The organism is Pseudomonas sp. B21-031 (genome assembly GCF_024748985.1).
Classification (GTDB): domain Bacteria; phylum Pseudomonadota; class Gammaproteobacteria; order Pseudomonadales; family Pseudomonadaceae; genus Aquipseudomonas; species Aquipseudomonas kermanshahensis.
Map to the genome: position 1 here is coordinate 4413525 of NZ_CP087181.1, position 26092 is coordinate 4439616.

A 26092-nucleotide genomic window follows, 5' to 3' on the forward strand; every position below is an offset into this window, starting at 1 on the left:
GCCCACTCCTTCAGCAACAGCGAAGTTCGATTCACGCGTCGATGCGCTTATTATTGATATGTGATGGCGGCTCATTGCAAACCGGATCATCTGAAAGCGGCCCGAGAGTAACAGCTTTGCCAGGGGTCGCCTAGAGGCCAAAACAGGCCTCACGGTCACAAAAATGACTCAATGAACTATACAAGTCATTTTTAGAGTATTTATCCAAAATGTCGCAAAACGGGCCAAAAGGCCCGTTCCAGAGGCGCCCTGCATCCCTGTCAGGCGATGTCACGCAACTCGCGCCGCAGGATCTTGCCCACCGGCGTCATCGGCAGCGACTCGCGCAGCACGATGTGTTTGGGCACTTTGTAGCCGGTGAAGTTGGCCTTGCAGTACGCCTTCAGCTCATCGACGCTCAACCCGCCCTCGCGCGGCACCACGAACAGTTTCACTGCCTCGCCAGAACGCTCGTCCGGCACGCCGATGGCCGCGCAGTTGGCAACCTGCGGATGGCCCATGATCACGTCCTCGATTTCGTTGGGGTACACGTTGAAACCCGAGACGATGATCATGTCCTTCTTGCGGTCGACGATGCGGGTGAAGCCATCCGGGTCGATCACTGCGATATCACCCGTCTTCAGCCAGCCTTGTGCGTCCAGGGTCTGCGCAGTGGCTTCGGGTTGCTGCCAATAGCCCTTCATCACCTGCGGCCCCTTGATGCACAGTTCACCCCGCTCACCCACCGGCAGCTCGTTGCCGTCGTCGTCGATTACCTTGAACGCCGTGCCTGCCACCGGGATACCCACCGTGCCCAGCCGCGCCAACTGGCCATAAGGGTTGGTACTGGCGACCGGCGAGGTTTCGGTCAGGCCATAACCTTCGACGATGCGGCAGCCCGTGAGGCTCTCCCAGCGCTCGGCGGTGGCCTTCACCAGCGCGGTGCCACCGGAGTTGGTGACCTTCAGCGCGGAAAAATCCAGTTGCCGGAAGCCGGGGTGGTCCATCAGCGCGACAAACAGTGTGTTGAGCCCGAGCAGGCCGGAAAAACGCCACTTGCCCAACTCCTTGATGAAGCCGGCAATGTCCCGCGGGTTGGTGATCAGCACATTGTGGTTGCCGGTGACCATCATGCACATGCAGTTCGCGGTAAAGGCATAGATGTGATAAAGCGGCAGCGGCGCGATCATCACCTCCTGGCCTTCTTTGATCATCTTCTGCCCGTCTGGCCCATGCTGCGAGAAACACGCCAGCACTTGGAGCATGTTGGCCACCAGGTTGGCATGGGTGAGCATCGCGCCCTTGGCCAGGCCGGTGGTGCCGCCGGTGTATTGCAGCACGGCGATATCGTCCAGGCTCAGCGGCACCGGCGTGTGGCTCAGCGAGCGGCCCTCACGTAGCACCTGCTTGAATGACACCGCCTGGGGCAATTGATAGGCCGGGACCATCTTCTTCAGCTTGTCGACCACGGTGTTGATCAGCCAGCCCTTGGCGGCGGGCAGCAGGTCGCCCATTTTCGCCTCGATCAAGTACTCGATACCGGTATCGGGCAGCACCTCCTGCACGCGCTTGCCGAACATGTTCAGGTAGACCAGCGCGCGGGCGCCGGAATCCTTAAACTGGTGGCGCATTTCACGCTCGGTGTAGAGCGGGTTGGTGTTGACCACGATCAGCCCGGCACGCAACGCGCCGAAGACCGCGATCGGGTACTGCAGGACGTTGGGCATCTGCACGGCGATGCGGTCGCCCGGTACCAGGTCAGTGTGTTGCTGCAGCCAGGCGGCGAAGGCCGCCGAATGGCGCTCCAGCTCGGCGTAGGTCAGGGTCACGCCCAGGTTGCTGAACGCCGGGCGGTCGGCGAAGCGCTTGCAAGAACGCTCGAAGACCTCGACGACGGAGGTGTAGGCATGAATGTCGATGGTGGAAGGCACGCCCGCCGGGCGCTTGTCATTCCAGAAGTCGGCTTGCATTTATTATTGTTCCTCTGCCTGGACCTGCTGCGGGGGGTGTAGCGGGTCGTTTTAGTCCTTTGACCTGATCGCCAATGGCAAACAGGCGTTTAACCGACGTTAGCAGGTAAGCCCAAGGCGGCATATACGCCAAGCTCCGCCATTAACATTGTGAATCTTATTTGTGCCCTTCCTGCAATCCAGCCGGTTGCGCATACACTGTGCTCGTACCCCCCGCGCAAAGGACCGGCCATGCCCCACGACGCCTTCTGGCTGCCCGCCAGCGAGCATTGCAGCCTGTACGTACACCAATGGCTGCCGGCCACGCCGGTCAAGGCCGTGGTGCTGCTGGCCCATGGCATGGCCGAGCACGCCGGGCGCTACCAGCGGCTGGGCCATGCGCTGAGCGAGGCCGGCTTCGCCCTGTTCGCTCCCGACCTGCGCGGCCACGGGCGCACCGCCGAACTGGGCAGCCTCGGCCTGTTCGCCCGCCATCATGGCTGGAATGCCGTGGTCAATGACCTGGGCTTGCTCGCCCAGCACATCGGCCAGCAATACCCCTGCACGCCGCTGTTCCTGTTCGGCCACAGCATGGGCAGCTACATTGCCCAGGCTTACCTGCTGCACCACAGCGCCAGCCTTCACGGGGCGATCCTCAGCGGCTCGAACTTCCAGCCGGCGGCGCTGTACCGCGTGGCGCGGCTGATCGCCCGGGTCGAGGCCTGGCGCCAAGGGCCGCTGGGCAAGAGCGCACTGATCGAGTGGCTGTCGTTCGGCTCGTTCAACAAAGCCTTCAAGCCCAACCGCACCGCCTTCGACTGGCTAAGTCGCGACCCTGGCGAGGTAGACCTGTACGTAAATGACCCCCTGTGTGGCTTTCGCTGCAGCAACCAGTTGTGGCTCGACCTGCTGCAAGGCTTGGCGCAGATCAGCCAGGCAAGTAACCTCGCGCAGATCGATCCGAACCTGCCCCTGCTGGTGATTGGCGGTGAATGTGATCCGGTCAGTACCGGCAAGCGTCTCACCCATCTGGCCGACGCGTTACGCGCGACCGGCAACCAGCATGTACAGCTGCGCATCTACCCAGAGGCACGGCACGAAGTGCTCAACGAAACCAACCGTGACGAGGTCACCGCCGACATTCTCGGCTGGCTCGAACAGGCGCTGGCCCTTGGCCGCCCTGCGCGCAGTGAATGATAGCCGCCCTCGCCCACCGCTTAAGGAAGCCCCGATGTCCCAGGTCACCAACACGCCTTACGAAGCCCTTGAAGTCGGCCAGACAGCCACCTATGAAAAGTCTGTGGAAGAACGTGACATCCAGCTGTTTGCCGCGATGTCCGGTGACCACAACCCGGTGCACCTGGATGCCGAGTTCGCGGCCAAGAGCATGTTCCGTGAGCGCATTGCCCATGGCATGTTCAGCGGCGCGCTGATCAGTGCGGCGGTGGCGTGCACGCTGCCTGGCCCTGGCACCATCTACCTGGGCCAGAAGATGAGCTTCCAGAAGCCGGTGAAAATTGGCGACACCCTGACCGTGCGCCTGGAAATCCTCGAGAAGCTGCCCAAGTTCAAGGTGCGGATCGCCACCAATGTGTACAACCAGAACGATGAGCTGGTGGTCGAGGGCGAGGCCGAGATCCTGGCGCCGCGCAAGCAGCAGACGGTCGAGCTGGTATCGCCGCCGAATTTCGTGGCCAGCTGATCACGTTTTTCAGCCGGTTTTTGATGTAACCGGCACAGGCCCTATTCGCTGGCAAGCCAGCTCCCACACGGTTTGTGCAGACTCCAAACCTGTGGGAGCCGGCTTGCTGGCGAATAGGACCTGTTCTGCCCGCTCATTTCAGTGCTTGGAGCCGCCGCTCGATATGCCGCCGCTCCGGCGCCTGCCGGGTCAACGCCAACGCCTGCTGCCACGCCGCACGGGCCTCTTCGACATGGCCCAGTTGAGCATGCAGCTCCGCCCTTGCCGCATGCGCCAGGTGATAGTCGTGCAGCTCACCCGCCGCCAGGATCGCTTCAACCGCCGCTAACCCCACCTGCGGCCCATCCCGTTTCGCCAGCGCCACTGCCCGGTTCAGCGCCACCACCGCCGACGGCCAATGCCGTTGCAACACGTCATACAGCCCGACGATCTCGTCCCAGTCCGTGTCATCCGCCGTGGCCGCCTCGGCATGCACCGCGGCTATCGCCGCCTGCACGGTATAGGCGCCATAGCCGCGGCTTCGCAGGGCGTGACGCACCAGCTCACAGCCTTCTTCGATGCGCGCACGGTCCCACATGCTGCGGTCCTGCTGTTCAAGCACCACCAAGTTGCCCTGCGCGTCGATGCGCGCACGCTGCCGCGATGCCTGCAACAGCATCAGCGCCAGCAAGCCGATCACCTCCGGGTCTGGCAACAATAGCCCCAGCAGGCGGCCGAGGCGGATTGCTTCGTCTGTCAGGTCCTGCTGCAGCAAGGCGTCGCCGGACGATGCCGAATAGCCTTCGTTGAACACCAGGTAAATCACCCGCAGCACGCTCTCGAGGCGCTCGGGCAACTCATCGAGCGCCGGCACCTGGTAGGGGATGCCCGCGTCGCGGATCTTGGCCTTGGCGCGCACGATGCGTTGGGCGATGGTGGCCGGGGTTTGCAAAAACGCCCGGGCAATCTGCTCGGTGGTCAGGTCGCAGACCTCGCGCAGGGTCAGCGGCACCTGCGCGTCGGCGGCCAAGGCCGGGTGGCAGCAGGTAAAAATCAGCCGCAGGCGATCATCGCCGAGCAGCGCTTCCTCGCTGGGGTCTTGCACCTGGCCTTCCAGTAGCATGATCAGGTCCGCCTGGGAGCGGTCGAAGCGGGCACGTCGGCGCAACGCATCAATGGCCTTGAAGCGACCGGTCGACACCAGCCATGCCCGAGGGTTACCGGGGATGCCATCGCGCTGCCAGCGCTCCACAGCGATGAAGAACGCATCGTGCATGGCCTCCTCGGCCAGGTCGAAGTCGCCCAACAAGCGGATCAAGGTCGCCAGGATGCGCCGCGAATCGCGACGGTAGACCGCCTCGACTTCGGCGCGCACCTGCGCCAGCCCTGCCATCAGTCCGGCATCCGCAGGGTCACCACCTCCACCAGGCGGTCCAGGCTTTCTCCCCAGCCTTGGTGGAAGCCCATTTCCTCATGGGCTCGGCTGTCGGCGGCGCTCCAATGCCAGGCGCGGGCGGTGTAACGGGTCTTGCCGTGCTCCTCGTCAAAGGTCACCACAGCGGTCATGAACGCTTTGTCAGAAGGTACCCAACCCGGCCCGAAGGCGTCGGTGAACACCAGCCGCCTCGGCGCGGCAATCTCCAGAAACACCCCCTGGGTCGGGTACTCGGTGCCATCCGGAGCCCGCATCAGGGTGCGGAACAGGCCACCGACCCACAGTTGCATTTCGCATTCCGGGGTGGTCATGCCGTGCGGCCCCCACCATTGCATCAGCCACTGGGGCTCGGTCCAGGCGCGGAACACCTTGGCCGGGGGCGCGTCGATCAATCGGCTGATGGACAACTCGTGCTGCGCTTGCGCAGGGTGTGCAAGGCTCATGCTGGTGGTTCTCCGTGAGTGTCAGGGTTGCAGTTCGCGCACAGGTCGCACTTCAACGCTGCCGACCCTTGCGGCGGGGATGCCTTTGGCGATGTTCAGCGCCTCGTTCAGGTCTCGGGCATCTACCAGATAAAACCCGGCCAGTTGTTCCTTGGTTTCGGCGAACGGGCCATCGGTGAGGCTCATGTGCCCACTGCGCACACGTACCGTGGTGGCGGTTTGCACCGGCTTGAGCGCCTCGGCCGCGAGCATGCGCCCAGAACCCTGCAACGCCTCGGCATAGGCCATGCATTCGGCGTCTTCCGGGCTGTCGGGCAGGCTGTGCAGCAGCCCTTCGTCACAATAGACCAGGCACAGGTATTTCATGGTCGCCTCCAGGGCATTGGCAAAGTGCGTTTGGCGATATCAGATCAGGGCTTCAGATCGAACAGGGCTTTCTGCGTTTCCATGTCGAACGGTGCCGACCAGTGTTCATGGATGACTTGCCATTGCCCGCCCTGGCGGCGATAGCCGACCGTGGCGCGCATGAAGCCGCATTGGCTCTCGTCGTCCGACGGGCCGCAGCGGTTCAACCAGTGCGCCAGGCCCAGGTCGCCGTCGGCGTATACGGTGAGCTCGGCGAGCTCGAAGATCATCGGGCCGGTGCACAGGCCCATGCACATTTCCCAGTGAGCCTGGTAAACAGCCTTGCCTTTGAATTGCAGGGTTTTGATGGCATCGAAGGCGACGATGTCGTCGGCATAGGGCGCAGTGATGCCGGGGATGTCACGGTCGCGCACGGCCTGCATCCAGCGGTCGATCAGTTGGCGGAGTTCGTTTTCAGCTGCAGTGCTCATCGGGGGGCCTCCGATCGTTTGTCAGGTTTGGGCACAGGTGGGGCCTGTGCTTTCAACTGTTAGTCGAACGGTAGCGGGGGAAATCGACAGGCCGGTGAAAATAAATGGGCTTGAGGTTGGGTGAGGGCTACCAGGTGTTCGCTTCGGGTTGTTTAGCGCCTGGGAGATCGAGCGCCGCCCGCGCGGCGCTTCGCAGCACAAGGCTGCTCCTACATCTGTTTCCGGCCAGTAAAGCCTGCGAGAGAGGCGCGCGACCGCCTTGTTTGTTCGACTCGATATCGTGTCAGCCGCCATGGGACCGCGCGCTAATGCCTCAGGAATAATTGGCCCGAAACAGATGTGGGAGCAGCCTTGTGCTGCGAAGCGCCGCGCGGGCGGCGCTCGATCTCCCAGGCGCTGAAAGACCCAAGGCATGCACCCTGCCTCAAACCCCAGGGCTGGCGAGAATGAACTCGCGATACCCCGAAACAATCACGTAAACCGCGAAATAGCAGAAAATCGCCGCCGAAAGCAGGTACGACCAGGTCAGCAATCGATCCCCCAGCAATCGCCCCCCGTGGCTGGCAATGCCGCACAGGCTCAGGCACCAGACCAACCCCGCCGCAAAAAAACCGCTGAGGAACAACCCGGCCTCCAGCAAGCTGCCACCACCGGATCGGGAAATCAGCACCCCACCGACCGCCGCGAACCACAAAATCGCGGTGGGTGAAGACATGGCCAAAAAGATCCCACGCAAGAACTCGCGCCAGCCCGAATCCACCACCACGTCTGCCCGCGTGTCCATGTGCCCGCCGCGCCACGCCGCCAGCAGCATCTTCACTGCGAACCACACCAGCAGCGCAGAACCGCCCAGCCACAAGGTCCAGCGCACGCTTTCAAACTGCAGCAGCACGGTCATCCCGGCCAGTGCGGCAACGGCATAGATCAAGTCCCCCACACAGGTCCCCAGCCCCAGCCAGAAACCTTTGAGAAAACCACGCTGCATGGCCAAGGTGATCATGGCGATGTTGGCGACGCCGATGTCCAGACACAGGGACAGGCTGAGGAGAAAACCATTGGAGAAAGGCATTGAGCACTCGATGACCGGCCAATTAAGCGCCGTAGAGCCTGCCACGAGTGATCAGGGGATGGGAAGAAGAAGTGTTCGATCAGGCAAAGGCCGCCTGCTCGAATACCTCATCCGCCCATTGGTTCAGGCTCTTGCCGGCGGCCCGGGCGGCAATGCTGGCAGCAGCGTGGACTTCTGGCCGGATACGCAACATGATCTTGCCTGATGCCGGCTTTTCAGGGGTGATGCCCTGTTCTGCACAATCAGCGAGATAGTCCTCGAGCGCTTCACGGAAGGCTTCATGCAACTCAGGAACGGAGCTTGCGTGAAAGCTGATGATGTCGCGCATGCCAAGCACGCGACCCACGAAAATGTCGTCACGCTCATCGTATTCGATTCGGGCGGCATAGCCCTTGTAGCGCATGCAACTCATAGGCTGACTCCTGCCCGCAGCAAGAATTCGCGGGCTTCTTCAATCTGATACCGCCTGGCTTCCTTGCCTGGGTGAGGGCGATGGCATCTCCAGTATTGGCCGCCAAGCACCAACTTTACCCTGGAGCCTTGTCGCTCCAGCACCTGCCCTCCCAGATGAAGCACCAGCGCCTCGATCTCGGAAAAGGCCAATGACGACGTGGTTGGCGTCCTGGAGATAGCGTCGAGAATTTTTCGGTATCGAGTGTTCATCGAAAAATGCTATCAGATTAAGATAGCACTTATTCCTCGATATTCATTCAGGATTTTTCATCACCCGCCAGCACGCGCGCATAACGCGCGCGATCCACGTTCGCCCCGCTCAGCACCACGGCCACCCGCCTGCCCACTTGCCGCTCGCGTTCCTGCATCAACGCCGCCAGCGCCGCAGCGCCCGCACCTTCGGCGGTGTTATGCGTGGCCTCGTGGTACACGCGCATGGCCTCGGCAACTTCACTGTCGCTCACCCGTACGATGCGCGCGGCATGCTCACACACCAAGGCGAACGCCTCCGGGTGCGGCACCCGGCAGGCCATGCCATCGGCGAAGGTGTCGGCAGTGGCAGTGGTGACGATGCGCCCCCGCTCGAAACTTTGCGCATAGGCATCGGCCACGCTAGACACCACCCCCACGATCTCGGTCTTCAACCCCAGCAGGTTGCGTGCCTGGATCAGCCCGCAGATGCCCGACCCCATGCCGATAGGCACGTATACACAGTCCAGCTCAGACACGGCCTCGAACAGTTCCAAGGCATAGGTGGCTACCCCGCGCACCAGCTCCGGGTGAAACGATGGCACCATCATGTAGCCCAATTCGTCAGCCAGCCGGGCCGCCTCTTCACGGGCCACATCAAAATCAACACCGTGCTCCACCAACTCGGCACCCAGGGCGCGCATGGCGGCGTTCTTCTCGGTGGAGTTGCCTTCGGGCACGACGATCACCAACGGTATGCCCGCCTGGCGTGCAGCCAGTGCCATGCTCTGGCCGTGGTTGCCGCGCGTGGCGGTGACCAGGCCACGGGGCGGCGCGCCATCCGCCAGCAGCGAACGCACGTAGACCAACCCGCCGCGCACTTTGAACGCCCCGGTGGGCGCATGGTTTTCATGTTTCACCCACACTTGGCAGCCCAGCCGCTCGGCCAGCAAAGGCCAGGCGTGCTGGGGCGTTGCGGGCACATGCTGGTGAACGAAATCGGCGGCTTCGCGCAAGGCTTTCAAGTCGAACATGGCGATCATCCCTCATCGGTAGGTGGTTGATCCGATCCTAAGCGCCGGGCATTGTATGGGTACAACCTTATATTGCATGGGTAGCAATTTCGTGTGGATCCCAACGCTTGTGGATGATGACCAACCCCGCTACCTGGCCTTGGTCGATGCGATTGCCGACGCCATTGAGCGCGGTGAGCTCAAGGTCGGCGACCGCCTGCCACCCCAGCGGCGCCTGGCCTGGAAGCTCGACCTCAACCCCAGCACCACCCAGCAGGCCTACCGTGAAGCTGCCGCGCGCCACCTGGTGGCAGGTGAAGTCGGCCGCGGCACCTACGTGCTGGCGGGCAGCAAGGAAGCGACGCTGTTTCGACTCAAGCACCACGATGGGCAACAGCCATTGATCGACCTGTCGACCAACGTCCCGGTGGCCGACCTGCACAATCAAGACCTGCAAAGCAGCCTGCGTAACCTGCTGGCACGGCACGAGAGTGGCCTGCTGGATCATTACCTGGGGCCCGAGCAGTTACTGCTGGGCCGCATTCATGGCGCGCAATGGCTGGCCAATCGCGGATTGGCCCTGCCCCCAGACGCACTGCTGCTCAGTAGCGGTGCGCAACAGGCTCTGACCCTGGTGCTGCAGTCGTTCTGCCAGGCCGGTGAGCCGGTCATGCTCGAAGCTTTGACCGCACCCGGCATCAAGGCGGCCTGCCGACAGTTGCGCTTGCCCGTGCATGGTGTGGCGCTGGACAGCCAAGGCCTGCGCCCCGACGACCTTGACCGCGTCGCCCGCGCCAGCGGTGCCCGTGTGCTGGTGACCACACCCACCCTGCACAACCCCACCGGCGCCTGCATGGATGACGCTCGCCGCGAAGCGCTCGCTGCGGTCGTCAAACGCCTGGGGCTGTTGGTGATCGAGGATGACGTGTATGGCGCACTCAGCGACAGGCCGCCGCTCTACCCCCTGCTGGGCGAGCAAGGGATTTTCATCAGCAGCCTGTCCAAGACGGTGGCTGCCGGTTTGCGCCTGGGGTGGATCGTGGCCAGCCCGCAGCTGCTGGCACAGGTCGACCCGCATGCCCAGGCCAGCCACTGGCCTGTATCGCCGTTGAACCTGCACATCGCCTGCCAGTGGATCGAAGACGGTACGGCTGCGCGGCGGCTGGCCTGGCAGCGGGAGGAAATTACCGAGCGTTGGCGCCTTGCGCGAAGGCTGCTGGGCGATGGCCTGCACAACACAGCGCAGCCTTCACCTCATGCATGGTTGGCCACACCGCAGGGTGCGGAGGGGGTGGTAAAGCGGTGTCGCGAGCAGGGTGTGGAAATCGTCCCGGCCAGTGTCTTCGCCATTGGTGCGACCGAGGTGCAGGCGGTACGTATCAGCCTGTCGGCGGCGGCTAGCCGGGCCGAGCTGAAACGCGGGCTGGAGGTGGTGCGCCAAGTACTGTCCAGCCCATGACACCGAGATCGGCCTGGCCACCTCCTCGCGACGGTTCGGCGCGAAGAGGTGGTTGGCGTTGCAGTATCAACCCTGCTGGCAACCCTCGCCCATGGCGCGGTACTGAATAGTGTGCACCTGGCCTTGGTGGTCTTCGTAGGTCATGGTCGCAGGCACTACTTCGCAGACATTGGGGATGGTCGACAGGTTGATGACCCGCTTGATATCCAGGTTCATGGAGTAGTCGTATTGCTGGGCCACGGGCTCGTTGGAGACAGGTTTGACCTCATCGGCGAGGGCGAACGAGGACATACCGACCAATGCAAGAATCAGTAATGGTTTCATGTGGGTTTGCCTATAACGCAATCAAGCTGATCGATTGACTTCTAATGCCGTCACTGGCGCGGAGAAGTTGTCATCGACTGCAAAGATGACACGAAGTACCGATCCCGCTTCGTCGTACTGCTGGTGGGATACGTAAAAGTCTACTCCCGGTTTGCAATAGTTGAACCCCGAAGTCGGATATTCACCCTTGCCGGTTTTGCAACAATCTGCGACATAATGGTTTGAGAATGGTGGGATAGAGCCTCTGGCATGTACCTGCCCATCGTGGCCGTTTAAACAAGGGATACACGCCATTTCTGATCATCTGCATTGCTCCGAGCTGTCAGACACGGAACGTCGCCTGCTCGATCACTTCTACCGCCAGCACGGCTCTCCCATGCGCGCAGCACGTGATGCTGCACTGTGGGTGGCGCGGGCCAGCGGCATCATTGCAGGCATGAGCCTGACCGCCGTTGGCGATGGCTATTGGCTGACCGGGCTGTTCGTCGCCCCGCCACAGCGTGGCCTGGGTGTCGCTGGGCGGCTGATCGACAGTGCGTTGGCGCAAGCGGCTGGGCCGACCTGGCTGTTTTGCCACCCGGACCTTGTGCCCTTCTACCAGCGCCTGGGGTTCGATGACGCGCAAACGCTACCCGAGCCCTTGGCTGCGCGCCTGCAGCGCTACCAACGCAGCAAGCGCTTGGTGGCCCTGGTGCGCGGTCAGTCGTCGCTAGCGTCCAGCCCGGGAAACAGCACCTCGGTGTAACCGAATTTAGCGAAATCCTGGATGCGCGAGGGGTACAGCCGGCCGATCAGGTGGTCGCACTCGTGCTGCACCACACGCGCATGGAAGCCATCGGCAAAGCGGTTGATCGGGTTACCCTGAGGGTCTAGGCCTTCGTAGCGAATGTGCTGGTAACGCGGTACCACGCCGCGCAGGCCGGGCACCGACAGGCAGCCCTCCCAACCGTCCTCGACCTCACTCGACATCGGCGTGATCAACGGGTTGAGCAGGATGGTCTGCGGCACCGGTTCGGCATCCGGGTAACGCTCGCTGCGTTCGAAGCCGAAGATGACCAGTTGCAGGTCGATGCCGATCTGCGGCGCAGCCAAACCCACCCCCCCAACATGGCGCATGGTCTCGAACATGTCGTCGATCAGTTGCTGCAGTTCAGCGCTGCCGATCATCTGCGGGGGCACGGGCGGGGCGATGCGCAGCAAGCGTTCGTCGCCCATCTTGAGAATGTCACGGATCATCGGGGGTTCGGCTCGGTGGTTTGCGGCTCGACGGGGTGTTCATGGCCGAGCACAGTGATGGTTTCCTTGGGCTTATCGCCGTCGAAATCCTTTTCGCCAGGGTTCTTGCCCTCGGCGGACATGTGTTCGATCACCGCGTTCATTTCCGCGCCAAGCAACAGCACGGCAGCAGAAATGTAGAAATACAGCAACAGCACGATGATTGCACCGATGCTGCCATACATGGCGTTGTAATCGGCAAAGGTTTTCACGTAGTAGGCAAAGCCCAGCGACGCGACGATCCACACCACCACGGCCAGCACCGAGCCTGGGGTGATGAAGCGAAACTTCTGCTTAACATCGGGCATCACGTAATAGATCAGCGCCACCGCCACCATCATCAGGATGATGATTGCCGGCCAGCGCAGGATGGTCCACACCGTGACGATGACTTCCTGCATGCCGACCTGGGCGGCAATCCACTCCATCACCTGCGGCCCCAGCACCATCAACGCGGCGGCGGCCAGCAGCATGACGGCGATGCCCACGGTGTAGAAGATGGACAGCGGTATGCGCTTCCATACCGGGCGGCCTTCGGGTACGTCATAGGCGGCGTTCATGGCGCTCATCATCAGCCGTACACCCGCCGAGGCAGTCCACAGGGCAATCACGATACCCACCGACAACAGCCCACCCTTGGACTGTTGCAACTGGTCGATCACCGGGTTCACCTGCTCCAGGGCCTGGGGCGGCAGCACCAATTCTGATTGCAGGCGCAACCAGGAAAAGAAATCTGGCAAATGCAGGAAGCCGATCAGGGCAATCAGAAACAACAGGAAGGGAAACAGCGAAAACAGCATCTGGTAGGCCAGCGCGGACGCATAGGTGGACATCTCGTCGTCAAGAAACTCTTTGACGGTGCGCACCAGCACGCGGTGCAAGGGCAAACCTTGCAGGGCGGAAAAAATCATAGCGTCTCCTTTCGCCGCTCGATCGATACAACAGACAAGTCTAATAGACCACGCCGTTGCTGTGCTGCTCCCGAGGGTTTAAAAGAAAATGCCTACGTTAAACGCAATCCTTGTAGGAGCAGCCTTGCGCTGCGAAGAGGCCCGTAGCAACTTACATAATATTCATTGCTATCACTGGCCTCTTCGCAGCACAAGGCTGCTCCTACAGGGCGACGCCTACACCCTGGTGAACAGGGCAGGATGCATCAAGGCTTTTTCACAGCGTCCTTCACATCGCCTTTGATCTGCTGGGCTTCACCCTTCAGTTCCTGCGCCTTGCCTTCGGCCTTGAGCTTTTCATTGTCGGTCACTTTGCCGATGCCTTGTTTCACGTTACCGATTGCTTCGTTGGCCAAGCCTTTCGCTTTGTCTTTAGTACCGCTCATGGCAAAACTCCTGCAAATGGAGACACGTGAACCGTGTCGACAGTCTGTGGACCTGAGGCCCTTCGCAAGAGTTTCAACCAATTTGCCACGATCAAGCCGAGCGGCAAATCTGCGGGCGAATACCGCACCAATTCCCGCCAACCACCTGCGCAGGGCCGACTGCCTGCCCTAGAATCCCCGCATACGACCGCCTGCAATAAAAACAACGACTTATCGGAAAACCCGCCCCATGCGTTTGATGCCTGTGCTCGTGGCCATGCTGCCACTGCTCCCCCTGCCTGCCCTCGCCGCCTCGCCGGCCGTCACCGAAGCCCTGCGCGTCGAGCACTATGCCGATGACGGCCAGCCCGGCAGCCTGCGCTGGGCGATCGAGACCAGCAACCAAAACCCCGGCCACTACCGCATCGAGATTGCCGCGGTGGGCCAGGCGCCCTATGTGATTAAACCCACGCGCGCGCTGCCTGAAATCAAAGGCCCGGTGAGCATTACCGGCCTGGCTTGGGCCCGCGACGGCCAGTACATCGCCATCGACGGCTCGGGCTATATCAAAGACCAGGGCGTGCACACCTGCCCCGGCGCCCTGCCCGGCCAGTTCGGCACCAACGTACGCACCACGACCCACCCGGGCCTGGTGCTGCGCGACACCCAAGGCGTGCACCTGAGCGGCCTGGAAGTGCGCAACTTCTGCATCGGCATCCTGGTCAACCGCGCCAGCGGCAACGTCATCGAAGACAACCGCGTCATCGCCAACAAAGGCGGCGCCGGCATCATGCTCACCGGTGACGACGGCGCCGGTAACCCCACCGCCACCAGCACGGTCAACAACAAGGTGCTGCGCAACCAGCTGATAGACAACGGTGACGGCCTGGAGCTGACGCGTGGCGCGGCCTTCAACCTGGTGGCGGACAACCTGTTCCGCTCCACACCGGCCAACCCCGAGCCGTCCCAGGGCATCGAGATTCTGCTGGGCAATGACAACACGGTGGTGCGCAACCGTTTCGAGAACTACTCGGACGGCCTGCAGATCAACTGGGGCAACCGCAACTACCTGGGCGCCAACACCTTCACCGGTAACTCGATCGGCGTCAGCGTTACCGGCGAGGGCAACATCCTCGATGGCAACCTGATCCACGGCAACCGCATCGGCGTGGCCTTGCGCCCAGAGCCGAGCGTCACCGCCACACGCCTGAGCGCCAACCGCATTTGGAACAACAGCCAGGACATCCGCCGCTGCGAGGCCGGTGGCTCCTGCGTGCCAAACCAGCGCACCGGCGCCATCATCTTCGGCGTGCCGGCGCAGGCACATGCGTTGTATGAAGGGTCGCGCGGGGTGGGTGCGGAGCTGGCGAAGAAGGACCAAGCGATCATCTGCGATGCCAAGGGCGAACCCAAGCCTTGCCAACCGTTGCCTAACCACAACCAGCAGCCACCTCGGCTGATCGCGCTTGAGGGGAATGTGATTCGCGGCGAAGTGCAGGGGCCGGCATCGAGCCTGTTGCGCGTCGAGTTGTTCGGCAATGCGCAGGCTGCGGGCAGCGAAGCGGAGCAGTCTCTTGGGGAAGTGCTGGTGAACAGCGATGCCCAGGGGCAGGCGCGGTTTGCACATCCGCTGGAGAATATCGGCGGGTTGCGCAGCTTTACCGCGACAGTGACCACTGCCGATGGGGCCACTTCCGAGTTGAGCCGGCCGGTGAGTCGCTGAAGCAATCAGCCTCTTCGCGGGGCAAACCTTGCCCCGCTAACCGCCACCCCTCACAATGCAGGCCTTATCACGCGTCAACCCGCAGGAACCTGCATGAAACTCGACAAACCCGCCGCCATCGCCCGGCGCAACGAAGCACTGACCCGGCCCGTACTGACCAGCAGCAACACGCTGTTCGCCATCCTCGACCCCAAACGCAACCTGTGGTGGTTCGAAGTGCCGGTAGCGCTATTGGGCAAAGGCCAGCCCGACTGGGTCAACCTGCTGCTGCACACCCCGGACAGCGATGAGCTGCAGCACCTGAAAGTACCGACCAACTTCCTCAAGGCTCACCTGGAGCAGATGGAAGTGCGCAAGCCAGGCAAACGCCGTTCGACCATCAGCCTGGCCCTGAGCGCCGACCGCGACTCGCTGCTGCGCGACACCCGCCCGGGTGGCGAGCAGCTGGACTTCCGCACGTTCGTGCAGGCCTGATCAGACCCGCTCGATGCGATCGTCATGGATGACGATGCGGCCTTGCTTGAACAACGCGCCAATGGCCTTCTTGAAGTTGCCCTTGCTGACGTTGAACAGCTTGGTGATCACTGCCGGGTCGCTCTTGTCGCACACCGGCAGCACACCGCCTTCGGCGTCCAAGCGCGCCATGATCTGCTCCTGCAGGCTGTCAGCCAGGGCAGCGCCAACCGGTTGCAGGCTCAGGGCGATTTTGCCGTCGTGGCGAATTTCCTTGATGAAGCCCTTCTCGTGCATCCCCGAACGCAGGAACTTGAACACCTCGTTCTTGTGGATCAGGCCCCAGTGGCGGTTGTTGATGATCGCCTTGAAGCCCATCGGCGTCTCGCCGGCCACCAGCAGCTCGACCGGCTGGCCGACCTGATAATCGGCCGGGGTACGGTCCAGGTAGCGGTCCAGGCGCGCGGTCGCGGTGATGCGGCGGGTACGCTTGTCGAGGTACGCGTGCACCACGCAGTAGTCGCCGATCTTCAGTGGCCGCAACTCTTCCGAGTAAGGCATCAGCAGGTCCTTGGACAGGCCCCAATCCAGGAAGATACCGGCACCATTGATGTCCTTGACCTTGAGGCTGGCGAACTCACCGACCTGCACCTTGGGCTTCTCGGTGGTGGCAATCAGCTGGTCTTCGCTGTCCAGGTAGATGAACACGTTCAACCAATCGTCTACCTCGGTCTCGGCGTTCTTCGGGATGTAACGCCCCGGCAGCAGGATCTCGCCATCGGCGCCGCCGTCCAGGTAGAGGCCGAATTCCACGTGTTTAACGATTTGCAAACTGTTGTAACGCCCAAGCAGAGCCATTTCCGATGTTCCTCAAGACAAGACGGCTATTCTACACCTGAAGCCACCGTACTGCCCGACCGCTGATTCGGTGGAACCGTCATCTTCCCCCTTGCGTCTACCGACTGGCCAGCCACTGCAAGGATCAGCACATGCTTCGACGCCTGCTCAAGCCCCTGCTCATCACCGTCGCGTTAGCCCTGGCCCTGGTCGCGTGCAGCCGCATCGACCTGGCCTACCGCAACCTGGACCGCCTGGTGCCGTGGTCGCTCGGTGACTACCTGGACATGAACCGCGACCAGAAGGTGCTGCTCGACGAGCGGCTCAGGCAGCACCTGGCCTGGCATTGCAAAACCCAACTGCCCAGTTACCTCGACTGGCTGGACCGAGTGCGGGCTATGGTCGCCGAAGACCAGGTGACCGACCAGGCATTGCAGCAGCGCACCCGCGAAGCGCGCGAGGCGATTGGCCGGGTTGCCGAAGAAATCACCCCCTCTGCCACCGAACTGCTGCGTGGCATGAGCGACGCGCAGGTGGCGGAAATGCGCGAGGCGTTCCGCGACGACATCAGCGAACGGCAAAAGCAGTATGTCGATACGCCGTTGCCCAAGCAGATTGCCCGCCGCGCCGAGCGCATGGAGAAACGCCTGACGCCGTGGCTGGGTGAACTCAATGCAGCGCAACGGCTACGTGTGCTGACCTGGTCACAGGCGTTGGGCGATCAGAACCGCCAATGGATCGCCAACCGTGCCCACTGGCAGCAACAGCTGGTGCTGGCGATGGACAAACGCAGCGATGCCAGCTTCGAACCGCGCCTGGCGCAGTTGCTGCAGCGCAAAGAGAGCCTGTGGACCCCGGAGTACCGCATCGCCTACCAGAACACCGAGCTGCAAGCACGCAGGTTGCTGGTCGACCTGATGCACTTGAGCACGCCGGAGCAGCGGCAGCAACTGCAGGCGCGACTGAGCAAGGTGCGCACCGATTTCAGCGAGTTGAAGTGCCTGAAGGGCTAAAACCCGAGACGTGCGTGGCGCTGATTTTTTACGGTCGCAGCGCAGCCCCAGGGGTTACCGCACCTTACGCCGATACGGGAACACATCGATCACCTTCCCGTCGCGAATCGTTGCCTGCAAACCCTTCCAGTAATCCGCGTCATACAACTCGCCATGCAAGCGGCTGAACAAACGCCGCTGGCCCATATCGGCAAACAGAAACGGCGGGAACTCTTCGGGGAACACGTCATGCGGCCCGATCGAGTACCACGGCTCGCCTGACATCTCGTCTTCCGGGTAGCGCGGTGGCGGTATATGGCGGAAGTTCACCTCGGTCAGAAAACAGATTTCGTCATAGTCGTAAAACACCACCCGGCCATGGCGGGTGACGCCGAAGTTTTTCAGCAACATGTCGCCGGGGAAGATGTTCGCCGCCGCCAGTTGCTTGATGGCCAAGCCGTAATCCTCCAGCGCTTCGAGCACTTGGCCTTCGCTGGCGTGCTCCAGGTAAAGGTTGAGGGGCGTCATGCGCCTCTCGGTCCAGCAGTGGCGGATCAGCACTGTATCGCCTTCCAGGGCGACCGTGGACGGCGCCACTTCCAGCAGCTCGGCCAGGCATTCCGGCTCGAACTTGCTGCGCGGAAAGCGAAAATCGGCGAACTCCTGGGTATCGGCCATGCGCCCTACCCGATCGACGCTTTTCACCAGGCGGTATTTGTCGATCACCGTGGCACGGTCAACGGTTTTCGACGGTGAGAAGCGGTCCTTGATGATCTTGAACACGGTATTGAAGCCCGGCAGCGTGAACACGCTCATGACCATCCCACGCACCCCGGGCGCCATGATGAAGCGGTCGTCACTGTTGGCCAGGTGGTTGATCAGTGCCCGGTAAAACTCCGACTTGCCATGCTTGTAGAAACCGATCGAGGTGTACAACTCGGCAATGTGCTTGCCGGGCAGGATGCGCTTGAGGAAGTTGACGAATTCCGCCGGCACCGGCACATCGACCATGAAATAGGAGCGGGTGAAAGAGAAGATGATCGACACCTCCGCCTCGTCGGTGATCAGCGCATCGGCCTCGATGCCATGGCCTTCGCGGTGCAACAAAGGGATCACCAGCGGCCACTGCTCGTCGGGGGTGTACAGGCGGCCGACCAGGTAGGCGCCCTTGTTGCGGTACAACACCGGCGAAAACAGCTCGACCGCCAGGGCTGGGTCCTTGCACACCCAGTCCGGCAGGCATTCGCGCAGCTGTTCTTCCAGCCGCGTCAGGTCGCCCTCAAGGTCACCATAGGGCACATCGAACGGGTAATCGGCGAAGATCGCCCGCAGCAGGCCCTTGAGCCCCTCCCCAAGCTGATAGGTGCGGGTTTGCGCCGCGCGCTCGTGGCTGCGCATGGAAGGCCGGGTGGTGTGGATGAACATGCAGCCGTCGCTGATCTGGTCGTGGCTGAACAGGCTGCAGAACAGCGAGTTGTACCAGGTCTCGGACAACTCGTCGTCGAGCCGTGGGTCAATCAGGTGGATGTAGGCGCTCTTGACCAGCGGCCACTGCTCCACATCCAGCAGCACCTCATCGGCAACGCTCTGCCGTAGCCGGCCGTTGGCCTCGGCCACCTTTTCTTCATAGAGGTTGATACGCGCCGCCGCTGCGCGTTGGATGTCTTGCCAGCGCGCCTGCTCGAAGCGCTCACGGGCGCCGAGGGTGATGCGCCGAAAGTGTTCGCGGTAGTCATCGAAGCCATCGAGGATCATCCGGGCGATTTCGCTGGCAGGCCAGTGCTGGGACATGCAGGGCATCTCGGTGCAGGGTGAGTGATACAGCTTAGCCGGTCCACAGCCTGCCTAGATTCACAGCGCAAGAAAGCACAAGAATCCCACTCCCCCCTGGCGTAAACTCGCGCCCTGCCCAGAACCCGGAGACCGTTGTGACCCCCATTGCCCTAGCCCGCCTGCTGACCCTTGCCGCTGTCTGGGGGGCGAGCTTCCTGTTCATGCGCATCATCGCCCCCGAACTAGGCACCGTGCCGACCGCGTTTTTCCGCGTGTCGATCGCCTGCCTGGGCCTGGTCGCCATCGTCGCCGCCGCGCGGCTACGCTGGGACTTCCAAGGCAAGCTCGGCGCCTGCCTGGTGCTGGGTATGATCAACTCGGGCATCCCGGCGACCTTCTACTCCGTGGCCGCGCAGGTACTGCCAGCCGGCTACTCGGCGATTTTCAACGCCACCACACCGCTGATGGGCGTACTGATCGGCGTGCTGTTCTTCCGTGAACCGATGACCCTGCCCAAGCTCTGCGGCATCTTCCTGGGCCTGTTCGGCGTCGGCGTCCTCAGCGGCGCTGGCCCCGTCGCGCTGGACCTGGCCTTGCTGCAAGGCGCCCTCGCCTGCCTGGCGGCCACCACCTGTTATGGCTTCGCCGGTTTTCTCGCCCGCCGCTGGGTCAGCGGCCTGGACAGCCGCCTCTCGGCCCTGGGCAGCATGCTCGGCGCTACGCTCCTGCTGAGCCCGCTGTTCGCCTGGAGCGCCCTGGCTCAGCCCCCTGCCAGCTGGGGCGGCTGGCAGGTGTGGCTGTCGCTGCTCGGGTTGGGCCTGCTGTGCACCGCATTCGCCTACATCCTGTACTTCCGCCTGCTCGAAGAAATCGGCCCAGTCAAAGCCAGCACCGTGACCTTCCTGATCCCGGTATTCGGCGTATTGTGGGGGGCATGGTTGCTGGATGAGCCGCTGTCGATGGCGCACCTGTACGGCGGTGTGTTGATTGGCGCGGCCTTGTGGCTGGTGCTGCGGCCGACGCGCCATTGAAGCGGGGCACACGATGAACAGTGCATACAAGAAAGTGTTGTTCCGCCTGGTGCAGGACGCAGACGGTTACCCGCCGGCCTCGGTCGAGGGCCTGTGGGCCAAGGCAGTCGACGGCGGCTACCAAGTCGATGGCATCCCGTTCTATGTCTACGGCATTGCGCCGGGCGACATCATCGACACGCGGGAGGACGGCGGTGAAACCTGGTTCGACAGCTTGCGCATCAGCAGCGCCCGCTCGGTGTTCCGGGTGATCGTAAAGCCACCGGAGACCCTCGACCAGGTGCGCTCAGCCCTGCAAGACTTCGGCTGCAACTGCGAAGCAGAACAGGCGGTGAGGATGCTTGCCGTCGAAGTTCCCTCACAGCGCGCGCTCGACACCTTGCTCTATTACCTGCTGACCCAGCGCGAAGCCGACCTGCTGGACTTCGAGGAAGGCGTGCTGCGGCACACCATCCCCGAAGAGTTTCGCTAGAGCGCTACGCTTACGCCTCCGCTAACCGCGCAGCCGGCTTGCGGAACACGAACAGCAAGCCCACCACAATCAGCCCCATCCCCAGCAGGCTAAGCGCTGCCAAACGGTTACCGAAGATCAGGAAGTCCATCACCGCAGTCACCGCAGGCACCAGGTAGAACAGGCTGGTGACATTGACCAGATTGCCCTTGGCGATCAGGCGATACAGCAGCAGGGTCGCCAGCAACGACACCACCAGCCCCATCCACAGCAGGGCACCGACGAAGCCGCCGGTCCACTGCACGTGCAACGGCTGCAAGGGGGCGAACAGCGCGCACAGGGCAAACCCTGCCAGGTACTGCAACGGCAAGGTGCCCATAGGGTTGTCGGTGATGCGTTTTTGCAGGATCGAACCCAACGTCATGCTGCCCAGCGCCAGCAGCGCGAACAGCATGCCGGCCAGGGACACCCCACCCAGGTTGATGCTTTGATAAACCACCATCACCAGGCCAGCAAGGCCCAGCCCCAGGCCGAACAGCCGGCTCCAGGAACGCTGACGCTCCATCAGTACCACGGTGAGGATCGGTTGCACCCCCATCACGGTGGCCATGACGCCAGGGGTGACATGGGTATTGAGCGCCAGCAAATAGAAGATCTGGTAGGCCCCCAATAACACGCAGCCAGTGCCCAGGGCGCGCAGCATCGCCCCACGACTGCGCGGCCAACGCAGGCCCAACAACGGGCCGATCATCAACAGCCCCGCGAGGGCCAGCGCCGAGCGCAACAACAGGAAAGCGAACGGGCTGGCGTGCGCCAGGCCCAGCTTGGAGACGATTGCCCCGCTGCTCCACAGCAAGACGAACAGGCTGGTGGTGGCCGCCGAGGCCACGGATGCTTTGGAAATGACAGACATGTATTGCCACCTTTCGGGCGAATGAGCCGAACGGAGGGCGTACGCTTCAGCGAGGGAAGTAGCCGACCGTGTTCAGTAGGTTGCGAGCGCGGTGGGATGCGGCCAGAAGCCGATCAGCCCAGCACGACCACGCAAAGAGGCGGAGCTACGCCGCCTACAACGCCACTGACAGGTGGTGGGTAGTGACTGATCATGGCCGGCTGCTGGCTACCACGCACGACCTCGCCCGCGACTGGCGCGATGGCAAAGCATGAGGTGGAAGGGATGGCTGGCATGAACAGGTCTTCAGGATGAGATCAATGGCCTGGACTATAGCCCGGCGTTTTCTGGCTGGCAACTGGCTAAACCGACCTTTGTAGGCGCGGCCATTGGTTAATTTTTCACCGCCTTGGCTCGTCTGAATGCGAAACGCCGCACGCATTCACCCGCTCCGAGGACCACTCATGAACGCAAAAGCCTGGCTCTACCGGCCAGCCCAGATCACCTGCCTGCTGCTGGTCAGCGCCTACGCCCACGCGGCCAAGCCAGGTGATGTTTTCCAGGACTGCAAGGACTGCCCAGAGATGGTGGTACTGCCCGCCGGCAGCTACGTGATGGGCGCACCCGATGACGAAGCCGGCCGCCAGCCCGACGAAGGCCCGCTGCACACCGTGACCTTCGCCAAGCCTTTCGCGATGAGCCGCTACCAGGTCACCGCCGGCGAGTTGGACGCCTACATCAAGGCCACCGGCACCGTCATCAAGAGCGGCGACGACCGCCCCGGCCGCTGGTGCGAAGCCAGCAAGCCCACCTACAAACAAACGGCCCGCCAACCTGCGGTCTGCGTCGACTATGACGAAGTCCAGGCCTACACCGTGTGGCTGGCAAAAAAAACCGGCAAGCCCTACCGCATGGTCAGTGAGGCCGAACGTGAATACGCCGCCCGCGGTGGCTCTACCGGCCCGTTCCCCTTCCCGTTCGACGAGCCAGGCAGGTACGAGATCAGCAAGCACGCCAACACCTACGGCCCCCGTGACGGCTACACCTTCACCGCCCCCGTGGGCAGCTATCCGGCCAATGCCTTCGGCATGTACGACATGCACGGCAACGTCTACGAGTGGGTCGCCGACTGCTACCACGAAAGCTACGAAGGCGCCCCCAGCGACGGCAGCGCCTGGATCCAGGACCCCAAGTGCATCCGCGCGCACATGCGCGGCAACGACTGGGGCGAGCCACCGATCTTCTCGCGCTCGGCCAACCGCAACGACCGCCTCAAGACCACCCGTGGCGACTTCCTCGGCTTTCGCGTAGCCCGCGAACTCTGAGCGTTGTGACGCGGTTAACAGCACCTGTAGAAAAACAGTCAATAAGAATCGTTCCGGTTTTTCACAGGTGCTGCGTCACATACAGCACATAGAAAAAAACCCCTCTGCCAACGAGAACGCAACAGATGTCCATGCCATTGCCCACTGCGCTCAACCCGCTTGCCAAAGCCTTACTGATTCGTCATTCCCTTCGCCCCCAGCGTGCGCTGTCACGCATTGGCCTGGGCCTGGCGCTGTCCTCTGCGCTGGTTGCACAAGTGCAGGCGCAGGAATGGACCCTGGATATTCCGGCGCAGTCGATGAACTCGGCGCTGCAGGCGCTGGCCAAGCAGACGGATACTCAACTGCTGTACAGCCCGGAAGACATCAGCGGGCTGCGTTCTTCGGCGCTCAAGGGGCGGCATGATTTGCAGTCCTCGCTGCGCACGCTGCTGCAAGGGACGGGGCTGCGTTACCAGATTGATGGCAATACGGTCACCGTAACCGCCGCAGCGAATGCCGAAGGCCAGATGGAGTTGTCGCCAACCAACGTGAATAGCCACGCGCTAGGGTCGACCACAGAGGGCACTGGCTCCTACACCACTGGGGTCACCAACACTGCCACCAAGATGAACCTGTCGCTTCGCGAAACCCCGCAGTCGATCAGCGTCATCACCCGCCAGCGTATGGATGACCAACAGCTTCACAGCATGACCGATGTGCTGACCCAAACCCCTGGCATTACCATGTCCCAGGATGGCGGCGAGCGGTTCAACATTTATTCCCGCGGCAGCCAGATCAACACCTATCAGATCGATGGCGTCACCACGACCCAGGAAAACCAGACCCGCACCCTGCCGAGCACGTTTTTCGACACGGCGCTTTACGACCGAATTGAAGTGGTCAGGGGTGCGACCGGTTTGATGACCGGTGCCGGCGACCCAAGTGGTGTAGTCAACATCATTCACAAACGCCCCACACGCCACTTTCAGTCTTATGTGCAGGCTGGTGTAGGGTCGTGGGATTACAACCGCCTGGAGGCGGACGTGTCCGGGCCGCTGACTGACAGCGGCAATGTGCGTGGCCGCTTCGTCGCAGCCAAGCAAGACAATAACTCCTTCATGGACTGGTACAGCCAGCGCAAGGACATTGTCTACGGCGTCGTCGAAGCCGACATGACCGATTCCACCCTGGTACGTTTCGGCGTCGATTATCAAAAGTACAAGGCCAATGGCGCCCCTGGCGTACCGTTGATGTACAGCAACGGCCAACAGACCAACTTTTCTCGCTCCACCAGCTCCGGCGCGCGCTGGGCATTCGACGATTATGAGACGCTGAACTACACCCTCAATGTCGAGCAGAAGCTGGCCAACGACTGGGAATTCAAGGTCGCTGCCAACTACATGGACGTGGACCGTGATTTTGCCGATGCCACCTATGAAACCGCCAGTGGCACCTCATCGCTGGATCCGGTGACCCTCGAGGCATCTGCAGACATTGGCAAGGCGCATGCCGAACAAGTCCAGAAAGGCGTGGATGTCACCCTGCAAGGCCCCTTCGAGCTGCTCGGACAAACGCATGATTTGATCTTCGGCTGGAACTGGAACGAGTACAACAACGATCACTTCTCTGCTATAGGCTCAGGGTCGAACAGCTTCAACTTCGGCAGCTGGGACAATTACATGGAGAAGCCCGACAGTTACATTCCGCTGCTGGACTTCAACATCAACTCACGGCAAAGCGGCTACTTCGCCGCCACACGCCTTAACTTCACCGACCAGCTTCACCTGATCCTCGGCGCCCGCGGGACCAACTACAGCTACAACTACTACTCAAAAGTACTCACCATCGCCCGTGCGCCGACCGACTATCACATTGGCGAAACCGGCGTGGTTACCCCCTATGCAGGGCTCGTCTACGACCTCACGCCCGAACAGTCGGTGTATGTCAGCTACACCGACATCTTCAAGCCCCAGTCTGCACGTGACATCGAAGGCAAGGTACTGGACCCCGTGCTTGGCAAGAACTATGAGATGGGCTGGAAAGGTGAGTTCTTCGACAGCCGCTTGAATGCCAGCGCAGCAGTCTACTGGATTGAAAGGGACAACCTGGCAGAGCGTACTGGCCAGACCATCCCCGACAGCACGAATGGCGAAGAGGCGTATAAAGCTGTCAACGGTGCTAAAACCAGAGGTGTTGACCTTGAGCTCACGGGTGAAATCCTGCCAGGCTGGAATGTGCAAACCGGCTACAGCTATTCCAGGACCGAGAACGGCGACGGCGATCGCATGTTGACGCAACTGCCGATGGATTCCCTGCGTTTCTGGACCACATACCGCCTGCCGGGTGAGTTCGACAAGCTGACCGTAGGGGGTGGCCTTAACTGGAACTCTGGCACTTCATTGTACTTCTCGTCGTACAAGACCCGGGCGACCCAGGATGACTACTACGTCGCCAGCCTGATGGCGCGTTACCAGATCACCGACCATCTATCGACAACGCTGAACCTCAACAACCTCTTCGATGAGAAATACTACGCCGGCTTCGCGGGCAACTACGGCCACTACGGTGCGCCACGCAATGCTCAGATGAACCTGCGTTACGACTTCTGATCCTCCTTGGCCCCTGGCGTCAACGCCAGGGGTTTTCCCCGCTCGTACAGCATTCGCATCACCTCCCTCCTCGCCTGTGGCCCGCCCCCCGCGCAAACGCATGACCACGCTGGTGCCTCAAAAAAAAGGGGCTTGACGTGATGCCGGGGAATCGCGGCTGCGATGTGTTTGGCGAGAGATAGGGTGAAGGCTGCCAGGTGCTTGTCTTGGGTTCTGAGCGGGGGGGCGCAAATCGAGCGCCGCCCGCGCGGCGCTTCGCAGCACAAGGCTGCTCCTACAGCTGTTTCGGGCCAATTACGCCTGTACCTGCGCGCACGACCGCCTTGTTTGTTCCACACGATATCGAGGTGGACGCCAAAGGGACGCGCGCTCAGGACTCACTGGCCCGAAAAAGCTGTAGGAGCAGCCTTGTGCTGCGAAGCGCCGCGCAGGCGGCGCTCGATCTCAACGGCGCAGAAGATCCAGCAACAAGTCCCCAAAAAAGGGGCTTCACGTGATGCCGGGGAATCGCGGCTGCGATGTGTTTGGCGAGAAATAGGGTGAAGGCTGCCAGGTGCTTGTCTTGGGTTCTGAGGGGGGCGCAAATCGAGCGCCGCCCGCGCGG

At 62.1% G+C, this 26092-nt stretch carries 26 protein-coding genes; 11 read left to right on the forward strand and 15 right to left on the reverse strand.

Features of this window, described 5'->3' with window-relative positions:
• Positions 1-260: 260 nt before the first annotated feature.
• Positions 261-1949: a long-chain-fatty-acid--CoA ligase FadD2 gene (fadD2, locus tag LOY53_RS19695; RefSeq protein WP_258703162.1), complete on the reverse strand. Its 1689-nt coding sequence runs from the start codon at positions 1947-1949 to the stop codon at positions 261-263.
• Positions 1950-2180: 231 nt separating this feature from the next.
• Here fadD2 and LOY53_RS19700 point away from each other — a divergent pair, with 231 nt between their 5' ends.
• Entirely contained in the window at positions 2181-3125 is a 945-nt protein-coding gene (locus LOY53_RS19700) for an alpha/beta hydrolase (protein WP_252825373.1), read from the forward strand.
• Positions 3126-3159: 34 nt separating this feature from the next.
• Positions 3160-3630, forward strand: a complete 471-nt coding sequence (locus tag LOY53_RS19705) for a MaoC family dehydratase (protein ID WP_099430159.1) — start codon at positions 3160-3162, stop codon at positions 3628-3630.
• Between the two features lie 133 nt (positions 3631-3763).
• On the opposite strand, the gene LOY53_RS19710 is transcribed toward LOY53_RS19705, so the two are convergent.
• The 7 genes from LOY53_RS19710 to LOY53_RS19745 all read right to left on the reverse strand — a co-directional run bounded on the left by LOY53_RS19710 (position 3764) and on the right by LOY53_RS19745 (position 9068).
• Positions 3764-5002, reverse strand: a complete 1239-nt coding sequence (locus tag LOY53_RS19710) for an RNA polymerase sigma factor (protein WP_252825375.1) — start codon at positions 5000-5002, stop codon at positions 3764-3766.
• Positions 5002-5487 carry an SRPBCC family protein gene (locus LOY53_RS19715; RefSeq protein ID WP_252825376.1) on the reverse strand — a complete coding sequence of 162 codons (486 nt, stop codon included), beginning with the start codon at positions 5485-5487 and terminating at the stop codon, positions 5002-5004. Before LOY53_RS19715 ends, LOY53_RS19710 begins: the two co-directional genes overlap by 1 nt.
• Before the next feature lie 21 nt (positions 5488-5508).
• A complete protein-coding gene (locus LOY53_RS19720) occupies positions 5509-5853 on the reverse strand; it encodes a YciI family protein (RefSeq protein WP_099455018.1) in 345 nt (114 codons plus the stop codon).
• 44 nt (positions 5854-5897) lie between these two features.
• A complete protein-coding gene (locus LOY53_RS19725) occupies positions 5898-6323 on the reverse strand; it encodes a nuclear transport factor 2 family protein (RefSeq protein WP_027593158.1) in 426 nt (141 codons plus the stop codon).
• A 424-nt stretch (positions 6324-6747) separates the two neighbouring features.
• Positions 6748-7392, reverse strand: coding sequence for a LysE family translocator (locus LOY53_RS19730; RefSeq protein WP_252825378.1), 645 nt, complete (start codon positions 7390-7392; stop codon positions 6748-6750).
• A gap of 79 nt (positions 7393-7471) precedes the next feature.
• Complete coding sequence (locus LOY53_RS19735) at positions 7472-7804, reverse strand: type II toxin-antitoxin system HicB family antitoxin (protein ID WP_252825380.1); 333 nt, start codon at positions 7802-7804, stop codon at positions 7472-7474.
• Positions 7805-8102: 298 nt separating this feature from the next.
• The gene (locus LOY53_RS19745) at positions 8103-9068 is read right to left on the reverse strand and encodes a threonine dehydratase (protein ID WP_252825382.1); all 966 of its coding nucleotides are present in this window, start codon (positions 9066-9068) and stop codon (positions 8103-8105) included.
• A 76-nt stretch (positions 9069-9144) separates the two neighbouring features.
• Between LOY53_RS19745 and LOY53_RS19750 the strand changes: the two genes are divergently transcribed.
• Positions 9145-10506 (forward strand): PLP-dependent aminotransferase family protein, encoded by a 1362-nt coding sequence (locus LOY53_RS19750; RefSeq protein ID WP_258703163.1) that lies wholly within the window; start codon positions 9145-9147, stop codon positions 10504-10506.
• 66 nt (positions 10507-10572) lie between these two features.
• Here the strand turns inward: LOY53_RS19750 and LOY53_RS19755 are convergent, their stop codons facing one another.
• Positions 10573-10830 (reverse strand): DUF2790 domain-containing protein, encoded by a 258-nt coding sequence (locus LOY53_RS19755; RefSeq protein WP_027593162.1) that lies wholly within the window; start codon positions 10828-10830, stop codon positions 10573-10575.
• A 340-nt stretch (positions 10831-11170) separates the two neighbouring features.
• Here LOY53_RS19755 and LOY53_RS19760 point away from each other — a divergent pair, with 340 nt between their 5' ends.
• A complete protein-coding gene (locus tag LOY53_RS19760; RefSeq protein ID WP_338110233.1) occupies positions 11171-11575 on the forward strand; it encodes a GNAT family N-acetyltransferase in 405 nt (134 codons plus the stop codon).
• Here the strand turns inward: LOY53_RS19760 and def are convergent.
• From def to LOY53_RS19775, 3 genes are all read right to left on the reverse strand, one after another.
• Positions 11530-12066, reverse strand: coding sequence for a peptide deformylase (gene def / locus LOY53_RS19765; RefSeq protein WP_027593164.1), 537 nt, complete (start codon positions 12064-12066; stop codon positions 11530-11532). The two genes, LOY53_RS19760 and def, sit on opposite strands and share 46 nt — an antisense overlap.
• Positions 12063-13016: a YihY/virulence factor BrkB family protein gene (locus tag LOY53_RS19770; RefSeq protein WP_027593165.1), complete on the reverse strand. Its 954-nt coding sequence runs from the start codon at positions 13014-13016 to the stop codon at positions 12063-12065. Before LOY53_RS19770 ends, def begins: the two co-directional genes overlap by 4 nt.
• Positions 13017-13261: 245 nt before the next feature.
• Positions 13262-13441, reverse strand: coding sequence for a CsbD family protein (locus LOY53_RS19775; protein ID WP_099430165.1), 180 nt, complete (start codon positions 13439-13441; stop codon positions 13262-13264).
• Between the two features lie 229 nt (positions 13442-13670).
• On the opposite strand from LOY53_RS19775, the gene LOY53_RS19780 reads away from it, so the two are divergent.
• Positions 13671-15143: a nitrous oxide reductase family maturation protein NosD gene (locus LOY53_RS19780; RefSeq protein ID WP_258703164.1), complete on the forward strand. Its 1473-nt coding sequence runs from the start codon at positions 13671-13673 to the stop codon at positions 15141-15143.
• A 93-nt stretch (positions 15144-15236) separates the two neighbouring features.
• Entirely contained in the window at positions 15237-15617 is a 381-nt protein-coding gene (locus tag LOY53_RS19785; protein WP_252825389.1) for a hypothetical protein, read from the forward strand.
• On the opposite strand, the gene LOY53_RS19790 is transcribed toward LOY53_RS19785, so the two are convergent.
• On the reverse strand, positions 15618-16454 hold the full coding sequence (locus LOY53_RS19790; protein ID WP_027593169.1) for a S1 RNA-binding domain-containing protein: 837 nt from the start codon (positions 16452-16454) through the stop codon (positions 15618-15620). It lies immediately after the preceding gene.
• 131 nt (positions 16455-16585) lie between these two features.
• Here LOY53_RS19790 and LOY53_RS19795 point away from each other — a divergent pair, with 131 nt between their 5' ends.
• Positions 16586-17446, forward strand: a complete 861-nt coding sequence (locus LOY53_RS19795) for a DUF6279 family lipoprotein (protein WP_252825391.1) — start codon at positions 16586-16588, stop codon at positions 17444-17446.
• A 54-nt stretch (positions 17447-17500) separates the two neighbouring features.
• Here LOY53_RS19795 and aceK read toward each other — a convergent pair whose 3' ends face one another.
• Entirely contained in the window at positions 17501-19216 is a 1716-nt protein-coding gene (gene aceK, locus LOY53_RS19800; RefSeq protein WP_258703165.1) for a bifunctional isocitrate dehydrogenase kinase/phosphatase, read from the reverse strand.
• A gap of 137 nt (positions 19217-19353) precedes the next feature.
• Here aceK and LOY53_RS19805 point away from each other — a divergent pair, with 137 nt between their 5' ends.
• Together LOY53_RS19805 and LOY53_RS19810 are read left to right on the forward strand one after the other, a co-directional pair.
• A complete protein-coding gene (locus LOY53_RS19805; RefSeq protein ID WP_252825394.1) occupies positions 19354-20229 on the forward strand; it encodes a DMT family transporter in 876 nt (291 codons plus the stop codon).
• A 13-nt stretch (positions 20230-20242) separates the two neighbouring features.
• The gene (locus LOY53_RS19810; protein ID WP_252825396.1) at positions 20243-20701 is read left to right on the forward strand and encodes a DUF4265 domain-containing protein; all 459 of its coding nucleotides are present in this window, start codon (positions 20243-20245) and stop codon (positions 20699-20701) included.
• A gap of 10 nt (positions 20702-20711) precedes the next feature.
• Here LOY53_RS19810 and LOY53_RS19815 read toward each other — a convergent pair whose 3' ends face one another.
• The gene (locus LOY53_RS19815; RefSeq protein WP_252825397.1) at positions 20712-21593 is read right to left on the reverse strand and encodes a DMT family transporter; all 882 of its coding nucleotides are present in this window, start codon (positions 21591-21593) and stop codon (positions 20712-20714) included.
• Positions 21594-22036: 443 nt separating this feature from the next.
• Here LOY53_RS19815 and LOY53_RS19820 point away from each other — a divergent pair, with 443 nt between their 5' ends.
• On the forward strand, positions 22037-22897 hold the full coding sequence (locus LOY53_RS19820; RefSeq protein ID WP_258703166.1) for a formylglycine-generating enzyme family protein: 861 nt from the start codon (positions 22037-22039) through the stop codon (positions 22895-22897).
• 125 nt (positions 22898-23022) lie between these two features.
• Positions 23023-25488, forward strand: a complete 2466-nt coding sequence (locus tag LOY53_RS19825) for a TonB-dependent siderophore receptor (RefSeq protein ID WP_258703167.1) — start codon at positions 23023-23025, stop codon at positions 25486-25488.
• Positions 25489-26092 lie beyond the last annotated feature (604 nt).